7 protein-coding genes are annotated in these 14,301 nt (G+C 38.8%); 6 read left to right on the forward strand and 1 reads right to left on the reverse strand.

Annotation, left to right across the window (positions count from 1 at the left end):
- Nucleotides 1-189: 189 nt before the first annotated feature.
- The 3 genes from R8925_RS10740 (at nt 190) to R8925_RS10750 (ending at nt 4,456) form a co-directional block, all read left to right on the forward strand.
- On the forward strand, nt 190-903 hold the full coding sequence (locus R8925_RS10740; RefSeq protein ID WP_430535864.1) for a Crp/Fnr family transcriptional regulator: 714 nt from the start codon (nt 190-192) through the stop codon (nt 901-903).
- Between the two features lie 144 nt (nt 904-1,047).
- Nucleotides 1,048-1,764, forward strand: coding sequence for a Crp/Fnr family transcriptional regulator (locus R8925_RS10745; protein ID WP_430535865.1), 717 nt, complete (start codon nt 1,048-1,050; stop codon nt 1,762-1,764).
- A 151-nt stretch (nt 1,765-1,915) separates the two neighbouring features.
- A complete protein-coding gene (locus R8925_RS10750) occupies nt 1,916-4,456 on the forward strand; it encodes a toxin Cry1Ac domain D-VI-related protein (RefSeq protein ID WP_430535866.1) in 2,541 nt (846 codons plus the stop codon).
- A 107-nt stretch (nt 4,457-4,563) separates the two neighbouring features.
- Here R8925_RS10750 and R8925_RS10755 read toward each other — a convergent pair whose 3' ends face one another.
- Nucleotides 4,564-5,502: an L-lactate dehydrogenase gene (locus tag R8925_RS10755; RefSeq protein WP_430535867.1), complete on the reverse strand. Its 939-nt coding sequence runs from the start codon at nt 5,500-5,502 to the stop codon at nt 4,564-4,566.
- Between the two features lie 262 nt (nt 5,503-5,764).
- Between R8925_RS10755 and R8925_RS10760 the strand changes: the two genes are divergently transcribed.
- The 3 genes from R8925_RS10760 (at nt 5,765) to R8925_RS10770 (ending at nt 13,830) form a co-directional block, all read left to right on the forward strand.
- Complete coding sequence (locus R8925_RS10760) at nt 5,765-6,394, forward strand: 50S ribosomal protein L25/general stress protein Ctc (RefSeq protein ID WP_430535868.1); 630 nt, start codon at nt 5,765-5,767, stop codon at nt 6,392-6,394.
- 149 nt (nt 6,395-6,543) lie between these two features.
- Nucleotides 6,544-7,887, forward strand: coding sequence for a hypothetical protein (locus R8925_RS10765; protein WP_430535869.1), 1,344 nt, complete (start codon nt 6,544-6,546; stop codon nt 7,885-7,887).
- Between the two features lie 552 nt (nt 7,888-8,439).
- Nucleotides 8,440-13,830 carry a VaFE repeat-containing surface-anchored protein gene (locus tag R8925_RS10770; protein ID WP_430535870.1) on the forward strand — a complete coding sequence of 1,797 codons (5,391 nt, stop codon included), beginning with the start codon at nt 8,440-8,442 and terminating at the stop codon, nt 13,828-13,830.
- Nucleotides 13,831-14,301 lie beyond the last annotated feature (471 nt).

The following is a 14,301-nucleotide window of genomic DNA, read 5'->3' on the forward strand; positions in this document are numbered from 1 at the left end:
TAGTTACTCACAATCCTAAAACTATTACCAGAAAAGGTCAAGTCGTAAGCGTAAATGTGGCATATGTAACCCAAATTTTCAATAAATCGCTATATTTTCTAAAATATAATCCATTAATATAGAACAGAAATAGTAGCTATCCGTGTTAGTATCAATATTGTAATTAGCAAACCGATGGGAGTGAGGCAAATGATAACAGGACAGCAGATGGAAGAGATGCATTTTTTATACAATACAGAGACAGTTACGAAAGAATTCAATAAGCAACAACTTCATTATTTTCTACAAAAAGATATGCTTTTTCCAATAGAAGGCACGGTTAAAAAATTCGAAAAACATGAATTTCTGATAAAGGAGAAGGACGTAATAGACGATATATATATTATTCAAAGCGGTCACGTGATGGCAATGAGAAGCTCGTCGTGGGTGTCTGACTTTTATAAAGAGACAGATATTATAGGCTTCAATGGACTCCTATTACAAAATTTTGCAGATTATTCATTTAAAGTTATATCCGATGAGGTCATAACCATAAAATACAAAAAAACAGAAGTCGTTGAAAAAGTATTAAACACACAAGAAGGCTATTTATATCATTATGTACACATGAAAAGTCAAGTAAGGCGATTACTAGCTAAAGAAAAGTTACTACGACTCCCTTCCGAAGAAAGAATTGGTTTCGCACTCCTTCAAATTATTAACAGATATCGTGATAGAACGGTGTATGTCGGACTTATACCATTGCCAAAGGACATCAATAAAGGCATTTTGGCAATGTACACTAACCTTAATCCAAATACAGTCACTACCGTATTGCAAGCATTTCGAGACGAATCCATCATCCGAGTAATCCAGCAAACCATGCATATTGATGTATGGAAGCTAAAAGCCAAATTAGAATAGGCCAATCTGAAATGTGTATATTCTCCTTGATTCTATAAAATATATTCTTTAATGCAGTTATTTAGAATACGGCTTTTCTTGCTGAAATAGCTGGTAAAGTATAAGTAAGGAAAGAGGAAAAAGAAATTTTTAGGAGGCCAGCGAATGAGAAATAATATTGCAGAGATGGAATTCTTATACAACAAAGAGAACATTTCCGCTAAATTTAGCAAAGATAAGTTTCGGCAGTTTTTACAAGAAAAAGTGATTTTTCCATTAAGAGGAGTTACAAAGAAATATTATAAAAATGATAGCATCCTAACAGAAGGTGAAGTAATAAGCCATGTCTATGTGATTGAATCAGGTAACGTTGCGGTAAGAAAAGACGAAGAGCAGATTATTAGTTTTTACTCGGAAAATGAAATCATTGGTGTAACAAATCTACTATTGGGGAGCCGTTCAGAATGCTCCTTTCAAGCGATATCTAACGAACTAGTAGTTACGAAATATGATAAAGTAAGCATCGTTGAAAAAGTGATTAACACACAAGAAGGATATTTCTATCATTATGTCCATATGCAGAATCAATTTAGTCAAATGATGGAGAAGGAGGAACTTCTTAGATTACCATCAGAACAGAGAATCAGCCTCGCATTACTAATCTTAGGTACTAATTTTGGCGAGGAAACAGATGATCAAGACCTTATCCGCTTTCCAAAATCAATCAACAAAGGAATGATTGCGCAGTACACGAATTTAAATCCGAATACAATAACAAATGTTCTACACAAACTGCAAAATGAAGACAGTCTTTATCCTGCTAGAGGAGGATTCTATATTGATATATTCAAATTGCAAATAAAGCTTGGACGGGCTTTATAATAATAATAATTTTAATATCGGAATTTTCGTTTATTTATTGTGATAACTTATCAAGGAGGTGAATGCTGTTTGTAAATAAAGATATAGAGGCAAATGAAAAAGTGTAATGTACTATCAAAAATATTAAAATAAGGAAGAGGTTTTTATTTTTATGAAGAAGAAGCAAATGAAAAAATTAGTCAGTACTTTAACAGTAGCATCTATCTTAGGAACAAGTATCGTAACACCGTTTAATGTATTGGCAGAAACACCAGTAGTAAAAGCAGCAAAATCAGCAACAGCAGCAATTTATGTGGCGCCACCAACACAAAATAAAGTTTTAGAAACTTCACCTGGTCCCTTCTTGAGCATGGTTCGATTTGATGGAAAAACGATTACAGTTGATTTAAAGAATTGTCTAAAAGGCTATGGTGTAAGGATAGTACTTCCAGATGGAACGTCTCGAACTTTCTATCACCAATATGCGGCTGGAGTAAGTCAATTAGTTAGTGTTGATGTAAGCAATCAAAATTTAAGAAGCTCATCTTCGTTCTTTTCAACGCAAGGTTTGTATCCAACTGGATTAGTATATCCTAACAGTTATCATACATTCTACACAGCACAATATATGGGATACCAATACGATCAAAGTTTCGGTCAAAAAGTGTACGACCTATTTCAAGATGGTAACTTAACAACGATTGGCTCAGGCGTTACACAAGCAGAAATCGATGCAGCCAAAGCAGCGGCTACAAATGCGCCAGCATCTCCAGAAAAAGACAGATTAGTTAATTTAACAAACCAAGCCCAAACACAGTTTACAAATAACGCAATAGCAGCAGAAAAAGCGAAACAAGACGCAGCAAGAACAGCGGTAAACGGATTATTCAACAATAATACACCAACAAGCAATGCAATTAAATCGACAACAGACCAAGCAGCAATAGATGCAGCACAAGCGTTAGTGAACAAAGTGACGGATGCGACGGTTAAAGCAAGCTTACAAAGCGATGTAAATAAAGCCCAAGGCTTATTAGATGCTAAAAATGCGGCAATAGCAGCAGAAAAAGCGAAGCAAGACGCAGCAAGAACAGCGATAAACGGATTATTCAACAATAATACGCCAACAAGCAATGCAATTAAATCGACAACAGATCAAGCAGCAATAGATGCAGCACAAGCGTTAGTGAACAAAGTGACGGATGCAACAGTCAAAGCCGGCTTGCAAGGTGATGTAGATAAAGCCCAAGACTTACTAGATGCTAAAACGGCAGCAATAGCAGCAGAAAAAGCGAAACAAGACGCAGCGAGAACAGCAGTGAACGAGCTATTCAACAACAACATGCCAACAAGCAATGCGATTAAATCGACAACAAATCAAGCAGCGATTGATGCAGCGCAAGTGCTAGTGAACAAAGTAACGGACGCGACAGTCAAAGCCGGCTTGCAAAACGATGTAAATAAAGCCCAAGGCTTACTAGATGCTAAAAATGCGGCAATAGCAGCAGAAAAAGCGAAACAAGACGCAGCAAGAACAGCGGTGAACGACCTATTCAACAACAACACGCCAACAAGTAACGCGATCAAACCAGTAACAGACCAAGCAGCGATTGATGCAGCCCAAGCGTTAGTGAACAAAGTAACGGACGCGACAGTCAAAGCCGGTTTGCAAAGTGATGTAGATAAAGCCCAAGGCTTACTAGATGCTAAAAATGCAGCAGTAGCAGAAAAAGCGAAGCAAGACGAAGCGAGAACAGCGGTGAACGACCTATTCAATAACAACACGCCAACAAGCAACGCAATCAAACCAGCAACAGACCAAGCAGCAATAGATGCAGCGCAAGCACTGGTAGACAAAGTAACGGATTCCACAGTCAAAGAAGCATTACAAGCCGATGTAGATGAAGCCCAAAGCTTACTAGACGATAAAAACGCTACCAAAGGAACAATCAGACCAAACGATTATACTATCGGTACAGACAAATTTATAACAGGTAGCTACACAGGAGACGTTGCCAAAGTATCTCTAGTAAGAGGTTTTGATGAATACACGGGAGCAACAGTCAAAAATGGCGAATTTAGTTTTTACACAGTAGGTAAGGCAATTAAAAAGACCGATAAAATCTATGTAGTAGCATATGACAAAAATGGCAAAGAATTATCGCGCGAACTAGTGAAATTCGTTGTTGTGACAGAAGGAACAATCACGCCGATTGAAATGACAATCCCAGGCGATAACAACATTACAGGAACGTACACAGGGGATGTAGCCCGCATCGAGGTAAGCGTTAACGATGGCGAGTTCAAAAAAGGTGGGACAGTAGCCAATGGATCCTTCAAGTTCTATTCTTATGGTTTGGTGACGAAAGCAACAGATAAAGTAGTTGTGAAAGCTTACGATAGTGCAGGCAAGCTGCTCGACACGAAAACAGTTAAGATCAAAACGACAATTCCAACGACAGGAACAGTCACTACTACAGATTATACGTTAGGTACAAGCAATATCACAGGTAGTTATACAGGAGACGTAAAATCAGTAAAAGTAACAGTAGGCACAACAGTTTATAGCGGCGGAACAATAAACAGTGATGGCACATTCAAATTCTACGTCTTAGATAAAATAAAGTCCGTAACAGACACAGTAAGCATTGCAGCGTACGATAAAACAGGAAAATTATTAGACAGCAAAGCTATTACTGTCTTACCAAAATAAATAGCAAAAAGATGGCTCGCGTGATGTGAGCCATCTTTTTGACGTATGAAGTTTAGTAAACACTATAGTGCCTGAATAAAGAGGCATCAATATTTTTACATAAGATATTAATAATCCTTCATCGCATCATCCAACACTTTTTTCAAAGTATCTGCGGAATTTGCCATTTGATCTTTCTCTTGCGCGTTTAGCTTCATCTCAACAACATGACGAACCCCTTTACGATTTACAACAGCTGGTGCACCAATATACACATCATTCAAGCCATAATGTCCATCCATGTACACAGACAATGGCAAAATTGCGTTCTCGTTATTCAAAATCGCTTTTGTAATCCGGGCAAGTGCTGCTGCAATACCGTAGAATGTAGCGCCTTTTTTATTGATGATTTCATAAGCAGCATCACGAACACTCACGAAAATCGTATCCATAGCGCCTTGCTCATCTTCTTCAATCCATTCCATAATTGGCAATCCACCAACCGTTGTGTGACTCCAAGCTGGGAATTCTGTATCACCATGCTCACCAAGAATGTAGCCATGCACATTACGCGCATCGACTTTCAAATAATCGGCAATCGACATCCGGAAACGCGCCGTATCGAGACTCGTACCAGAACCAATCACGCGCTCTTTTGGCAACCCAGAGAATTTCCAAGTCGCATAAGTAAGAATATCCACGGGGTTTGAGGCCACTAAGAAAATACCATCAAAACCGCTCGCCATCACTTCGTCCACAATCGATTTCATAATACGTATATTACGGCTCACAAGATCAAGTCTAGTTTCACCAGGTTTTTGCGCCGTACCAGCTGTAACAACAACGATATCTGCATCGTGGCAATCACTATAATTCGCCGAGTAAATTTTCTTAGGTGCTGAAAAAGGTACTGCGTGACTTAAATCCATCGCGTCCCCAATTGTTCTATCTTTATCTATATCAATGATTCCAAATTCTTGCCCGATATTCAAGTTTACACAAGCAAACGCATAACTAGAACCAACTGCTCCGTCCCCAACTAAAATGATTTTTTGATGATCTTTCATTTTCAAATTCCTCCTTCAAAAATACGATCTACTAGTACAGTATAACACGTAATATTCATTTGTGAAACCCTGAACTACCTAAAATTAAAAAAGTGTTATACTAAAATGATGTAAGCGTTATGATACAGTTTTTGCTAAATAGGATTCCCTCTATCTTTAGCCGTAAAAGTAGCGTTGTAAACCCTTATTGTTTCATTTTTTTTCCGAAAGGGTATATGATGGAGGTGTACGATACAAAATTGAATGAGTGGAGTGATTTTTTATGGCAACAACATTAGAGGTCCAGAAAAGAGAAACAAAACCGCATTCGAACATAACGTCTATCCGTAATGCAGGTAGAATTCCAGGTGTTATTTATGGTTACAAGGCAGACAACGTGCCAGTTTCCGTAGACTCTTTAACTTTTATTAAAGCGGTTCGAGATAACGGAAGAAACGCCGTATTCTCTGTAGCGATTGACGGAGCAAAATTAAACGTACTATTACATGAATACCAAATAGACCCATTAAAAGGGGATATCGAGCACATCGATTTGTTGGCGGTAAACATGTCTGAGGAAGTAGAAGCAACAGTGACAATAAACCTTGTTGGCGAGTCCAAAGGCGTTAAGCTTAGTGGTGTTTTACAACAAGTTCTTTATGAAATCACAGTTTCCGCAACACCAGACAAATTACCAGAAGTAGTCGACGTTGACATTACAGATCTTGATATCGGCGACACAATCACAGTAGCAGACATTCCAAACAATCCTGACTACGAAGTGATTACCGATGGCGAAGAAGTCGTGGCGACCGTTTCAGCACCACGTACCTCTGATGAACCAGAAACGACAAGCGGTGAAGTAGCAGAACCAGAAGCGTTACATGGTTCAGATGAAGCCGAAGAAAAATAATATAGGATAACGAAACCGAGTGATGAGGGCAAGCTGTTTGCCTTCGTTGCTCGGTTTTTTGTCGCATTCACAATTCAAGTGATAAAATGAGAAGGTATAATTTAAAGAGGCTATTATTGAATTATTTACACATTGGGGAGAGAATTTTAATGAAGAAAAACTGGACAGAGATTAATGAGACAAATGGGAATTATAAGCGAATAGGGATATACGGAACACACCTAGAAGTAGGGAATACAGAATATCCGAATTATTGCATCGGTGAATTGGCCAGTATTTTACCAGCAAATCTTCATTATTATGCGTTGGTGACAAGCGAAATCAAGTTTCCAACCCGCATTGATTATTATAGGAAGCTATGGAAAGGCTATGCAGATGAACTACCGCTGGAGGCCAGTATTTTATCGAAGGAATACGTGGACCAATCAGGTTTCACAACTTTTTATGGCGTTATTGAGTTCCGAGCGAATATACCAAATCATATTTTTGAGACGATTAGCAGTGATTTCAGTAAGTTGCTATTTGGTGATGATAGGTCGCTTAAGGATTTAGATATTCCCAGTATATTCAAGCAACACCAAGCAAATCCAGCGTTGATTAACGGACAATTCCCCATTCAATTTCAATATATGGATGCTGGCTTTGAGGCTGGGATGCATATTCTAATTTCTGATATGTATAAAACGAGGACGATAAATTTTCGAAAGATAGGTGAGCTAGGTAAGAATGGCTTTCTCATGACAAGTCGCAATGATATCGTGATTGCAAACATGTATTTAGAAGAGGATTATTGTGTTATTGAAAGTGGCACGAAGGAGCTAATTAAGAATTTAAACTTTATCCCAGAAGTTTGGCAATGTATCCAATCTGACGACGGGACGATACTTCTGTGGACGCGTTCCTTTTTTATAGGGAATGAAGAGAAGAATATCATTAAAATTAAAAACAGCATTGCGGAATATGAATTTTGGGGTGTTGGTATAGCGGGAATCGCATCAATTGATGGTGAATTTTGGTTGCTTTTCGATGAAGAGGGGACAACGGAAGATGGGATTAGTAGCAAAGGCTTAGCGGTTATTGAAAAAAATGGCGCATTACGCTTTCCACTGCATCAACCAGCTTGTGAACTCATTTTTGATGGCACAACGATAGCTTATGATGTTGATAACGAACTAGTTTGGTTGTTTCAATATTCATGGGAAATGAGGGATCAGTGCATTGCTCTGGATAAATACGGTGGTATACAGGAGATTATAAACTGTGGATATAGTCCCCATTCAGCGATGGTAGTGGATAGTATCATATGGGGAGTAGATGAAAAGAATGTGGTATGTCATAATCTCATACAAAAAACGGTGAATCGATTTGCGATAACAGATGAGTATGGTGAAGGAATAAATGTGCGCCATTCGTACGCGTTTGCTGGCAAGATGCTAGTTACAGATGAAGATGGTGTTATATATTTATTTGAAGTGGGGAACTTTCTATTTTAATTCAAAAAGCAAACTTGAAAATTATAAGATGCAAAAAGTGATGAAAGCCATGCAAAAACTTATTATTAGCGAGTCATATGTAGATACATTTTAAGTTTGATAGAAAAAATACGTTAGCCTTATGTTGCTCACAATAGGCTAACGTATTTTTTGGCCTATTGTGATACTCGTAAATTTGATAGAAAGTACCTTTTATTAGAGATCCATATGCAATCTTAATGAGATAATGTTAAAAATAGTTATTTTTTACTAAAGGTTAAAATGATAACATTTAAATTATGGAAAATAAAAAGGGAATAGTATCCAATAGTACCCTAATCGATATTCTTTTTTGTATACTAAATAAGCGTTAAAATGCTTATTTGCATACAGTACTTTCGATAGGAGAAATACGTAATGTATATATTTTTATATCAAATAATATATTTTTCTAAAATCGGAATTGATAATCTAATCAGAAAAATAATAACATTGACAATTTTTAGCTTTAAAGTTAAATTTACGTTGATAGCGCTATCGCGATTTGAATTTAAGAAAGAGGGGGAAGATATAATGAAAACGATAAAGAAAATAATTTCTATGCTATTAATTTGCATACTGATAATTAGCCTGTTGCCAATACAGATGATGGTGTCTGCATCGGTGTCTTGGGGAACGCAGTTTATTACGGGTATTAATATCACTGATAGAAACGGGAATACTATCTCAGAAGCCCCTATAAATACAACCTTTAAAATTCGATATGAGTGGACTATACCAAATAATGTAGATGTGAAAACAGGAAATACGATGAATATAGCATTACCAGAAGGGCTTCAAACTGCTCAAAATGATATGATGGAGTTTAGAGCTGCCTCAGGTGCGCTTGTGGCCACAGGACAAGCAACTTCTCCAGGAGGTAAAAATTATAATATAACATTTACAGATTATCCGGAGACACATTCTAATGTAAAGGGATATATAGAATTTTTTATACAGTTCGATTCAAGCGTACAACCTAACCAAAAAATAGAAGTAGGATTGTCATCAGGTAAAGAACCAGTAACAATAACAGTGATTAAAGAGAATGAAGAGGTGGGCCCACCAGGAGAACCGGGACCTGTCGAGATAATGACGGACACCAGTTATAAGATGCGCTCGTACCAAGGAAATGGAGAAATCGAATGGTATATTTTTGTCATTCCACCTAAACTCAAATCTAATCCATCAGATCCGGGATATTACGAATCGATAGGTAACGTTATAATTGAGGATAGCTATGGTGAAGGCCACACACTTATTTCAAATTCTGTTAAAGTTAGACAAGCATATGGAGTAAGAGGTGGGTTTCATATAGAAAGCAATCTTCCAGATATACCTATAACCAAACAAGACCCTGTCGCAAGGACGTTTGAGGTGGATTTGGGGAATGTAGATGATGGTTATGGAAGAGAAATCGTTTACAGAACGAAAGTGACCAACCCCGACCAAGAAAGATTTTATAATCAAGCAACAATCAAAGGAAAAGAATTTGAAAGACAAATAGAGGGCACTTTACGAATTGAAGGAGGAACCGGCGGGGCTGAGGGCGAGCAAGCAGGCTTTACAGTTTTAAAACAAAATACGGAAGGAAAACCTTTAGAAGGTGCAAGCTTTGACCTATACCGCATATCAGCGGATGGTGGGGAAACGATGATTGTCGCGGGGCTGACATCAGATAAAGATGGAACTATAAGTCATGATAAGCTACGTTTTGGAACATATGAACTTCGTGAAACGATTGCACCGGAAGGATATAAACTTTTAGATACGCCATATCGATTTACTTTAGACTCAAGTGGCATAACGGTTTTAACGATTCCAATTGTCAATGAAGCCGAAGCAGTGCCAGTAGGTGCAGTAAAATTAACGAAACATGATGACGTTGATAAAAGTAAAGAATTAGCAGGAGCAAAGTTCGATCTATATAAAGGAACACCAGTACCTGGAAATACACCAATAGGATCTTATACAACGCCAGCAAGTGGCATTGTGCAAGTAGACAATTTAGAATTTGGTGATTACTATTTTGTCGAGACAGAAGCACCAGCAGGTTACGAGCTAGACGCGACACCAAGAATATTTACCATTGGCGAAGGGCAAGTAACGGTACCATTCGAGCTAAGTGTTGCGAACAAAGCCATTCCAACTCCGTTAGGCTCAGTGGAACTCATCAAATACGATGAAGCAGATGAAAGTAAAGGATTAGCAGGCGCAGAGTTTGATTTATTCCGTGGATCGCCAGGTTCAGGCACGCTAGTAAGCAGCCACGTAACACCAGCATCAGGAGCAGTCTTAGTGAATAACTTAGAGTTCGGAAACTACTATTTTGTGGAAACAAAAGCACCAGTTGGCTATGAGCTAGACGCGACACCAAGAACATTCACTATCGGTGATGGGCAAGTAACGGTGCCATTCGAGTTGGGTGTTGCCAATAAAGCCATTATTGACTCAAATATCCAAACCCTCGCTTTTGAGACGGGGACAGAAAGTAAGCTCCTTTTCCCAGGCGAAGCAGCGAAGATTAGTGACCGCGTTTCTTATAACCACGTCATTCCAGGGAAAACCTACCGCTTAGATGCGACGCTAGTAACTAAAAATGGGGCCTTACAAGTAACGACTGGGCAAAAACAATTTATCGCAACAAGTGCCACAGGTCAAGAAGTCGTAGATTTAGCGGCATTTGACGCAACGGCATTACGTGGCCAACAAGTCGTGGTATTTGAGCAACTGATAGATGTAGAAACAGGTCTTATCGTCGCAACGCATGAAGATTTAAATGATGCCGACCAAACAGTGACATTCGCTGATCCGCGCGGTGGTGTTACCCTTACCAAAGTAGACGCCGATACACAAAACCCATTGGCAGGAGCGGAGTTCACCCTATATGAGGGTACATCAAGTGTACCAGGTAACCAAGTAGGCGTGTATACAAGTGCTGCGATCACTGGTAAAGTAACAGTGAACGATTTACCATATGGCAACTATCACTTTGTAGAAACAAAAGCACCGAATGGCGGTTATATCCTAGACGGTAAGCCAATCAATTTTGAAATCGTAAGTGATACAACGGTTTTAGAATTAGATAACGTTACGAATAAGCGTGACTACCAACCGCAAATCGAAACACTTGCTTTTGAAACAGGAACGAACAACAAAGAATTATACCCAGGCATGGCGACCCTAATTAGCGACCGTGTGACATATGAGCAATTAACACCAGGCAAGAACTATCGTTTAGATGCAAAACTCATGACGAAAGATGGTCAAACAGTATTGACGCAAGGGTCGAAAACATTTACAGCAACAACAGAGAATGGCGAAGAAGTTGTAGCATTAGACGGATTTGACGCTCGTGCGTTGAAAGGGCAACAAGTCGTCGTATTTGAACGCCTGATTGATACCGCAACGAATGAAGTCGTGGCAACCCATGAAGACGTAAATGATGCCGATCAAACCGTATCTTTCTTTGCACCAAGTTTACAAACATTTGCTTTTGAAACGAGCACAGGCTTACAACATGACATTCACCCGCACCAAAATGTGGAACTTAGCGACCGCGTTGTGTACACGAACCTAAATCCAGGCGAGCGTTACACATTAGAAGCAACATTAGTAGACAAGTTAACTGGAAACATCGTTCTAACGCAAGGTTCACACGAATTTATTCCGACAACGGCATCTGGAGAAGTGACGGTACCACTCAACAGTTTAGATGCTACAGCTTTAAAAGGTAACTCGTATGTTGTCTTTGAAGTGTTGAAAGATGAGTCAGGACAAGTGATGGCAACACATACGGATAAAGATAGCATGACACAAACGGTATCCTTCATCGAGCCAAGTATTGGGACAGTCGCACGTGATAAAGAAACGGGCGAAAGCAATGTACACGCTGGACCCATCACGATTGTCGATGAAGTGCAATACCAAAACCTAGACACGACGCAAACGTATGACATCGAAGGCATTTTGATGGATAAAGCAACGAATCAACCATTATTAGTAAACGGTCAAACAATTACAGCAACCAAATCGTTTAGCCCAGCGAATACAAACGGTAGCGAAGAAATCGAATTCACATTAGACGCATCGCAACTAAAAGGCAAAGACATCGTTGTGTTTGAAACATTGAAGTTAAATGGCGCGATCATGGCAGTTCACCAAGATATCAATGATGTGAAACAAACGATTAAAGTGGTAGATCCAGCGATTGGTACCACATTGCGCGACGAAGAAACAGCAACACAAACACCAAGTCCAGAAGAGGAAGTCACATTAGTAGACGTTGTAAAATATGAAAACGTCATTCCAGGTCGTGAGTATACGGTCAAAGGAATCTTGATGGACAAAGCAACAGAAGCACCACTCGTGATTGACGGCGAGCAAGTAGAAGCAGAAACGACTTTCACAGCAGAAACAGCAAATGGCGAAGTAGAAGTAACGTTCACATTTAACGCCAAAGGTTTAGCCGGACAAGACATCGTAGCTTTCGAGACCATGTACCAAAATGGTAGAGAAGTAGCGGCACACACGGATATCAATGATGCAAACCAAACGGTTACGTTCAACACACCAGAAATCGGAACAACAGCAACCGACCAAAACGGTGAAAAAGAACTGAATGCAGACAGCGAAGTAACCATCATTGACGTAGTAGCGTACAAAGATTTAATCGCAGGTAAAGAATACACGGTCCAAGGCATGTTAATGGATAAAGCAACCAACGCGCCAGTGCTTGTAAAAGGGGAAGAAGTACGCGGTGAAACCACCTTCACACCAGAAGATACAGATGGTTCTGTAGAAGTAGCCTTCACATTTGACGCAAGTGATTTATACGGTAAAGACATTGTTGTATTCGAGAAATTAATGCGTAATGGTAAAGAAGTAGTGAACCACGAAGATATTAACGACGAAGGCCAAACGGTTACGATTAAAACACCAGAAATCGGAACAACATTACGTGACGTAGAAACAGGCACGCAAAGCCCAAGCCCAGAAGAAGAAATCAGCCTTGTTGATACGGTTCGTTATGAAAATCTTACGCCAGGTCATGAGTACACGGTCCAAGGTATCTTAATGGACAAAGCGACCGAAGCACCACTTGTGATTGACGGTGAGCAAGTAGAAGCAGAAACAACTTTCACACCGGAAACAGCGAATGGTGAAGTAGAAGTAACGTTCACATTTAACGCCAAAGGTTTAGCAGGCCAAGCGATCGTAGCATTTGAGCGCCTGTACACCGACAACAAAGAAGTAGCCGTGCATACAGACATCAATGACGAAAACCAAACTGTGACATTCACGAAACCAGACCTAAAAACAATCGCAACAGATCAAAATGGTGAGAAAGAAATCATGCCAGAAGAAAAAGTAAGTATTATTGATAAGGTATATTATGAAGATTTAATCGTTGGAAAAGAATACACGGTAACTGGAAAACTAATGGACAAAGCAACAGGGAAGCCAGTCGTATCAAACGGTAAAGAAGTGCTAGGCGAAACAACCTTCACACCAGAAGAATCAAATGGTGTTGTGGAAGTAGCCTTTGACTTAGATGCACGTGAATTAGGTGGACGTGAAGTGGTTGTCTTCGAGAAATTATTCCGCAATGGCAAAGAAGTAGTGGCACACGAAGATATCAATGACTTAGATCAAACCGTTCGCTTTATTGAAAAGCTAAATCTGGAAAGCCTCGATCAACCGGAAAAATTGGCTCAATATGAACGGCCGTTTAAACAAGAAGCCAAATCTATACAATTGGAGATCAAAGGAAAAGCGAGTGAAAGCGAGGTAAAAAAAGTAAACAAGGCTTTAATAAGCAAAATGCCGAAAACAGGAGATGAGTCTTCAATACTGACTATTTTATTTGGAAGTCTTCTTTTTATAATCGGGTATTCCCTCTATAAAAGAAAACAACATCGTTAATTGTAAGCGCAAAGATATAAAATAAACAGCATTGGTAAAAAAAGCTAGATAATAATGCATCCCCTGAAATTGGAGTCAAAATCTAATTTTGGGGGTTTTTAATGTGAAACACAAATAGTACCATACTATTGCTTAGTTCATCCAATACATAATTTCTAAAAGTTATCCACAAAAAAATAATATAACTGTGGACAAATTAAGAGATATTAATAGTTGAATATTTTGTAGTTCATTGCAGGAGAATAAGTATGGACTATATTTTTAGCAATATAAACAAGTTAAAATATGTGTATAACCTGTGCATAACTATAGTATCTAATATCAATATATCGTATGGAACATATATTCGTATACGAAATATAGAGTTGCTTGTGGATATGTAGTATAAAAGTGGGGATAACATGTGTATAATAACCTGTAAAATTGGGGATAAGCTATAATATAAAAAATATGATTGATAAATACTAAATA

The organism is Listeria rocourtiae subsp. hofi (assembly GCF_963575615.1).
Lineage (GTDB): Bacteria > Bacillota > Bacilli > Lactobacillales > Listeriaceae > Listeria_A > Listeria_A hofi.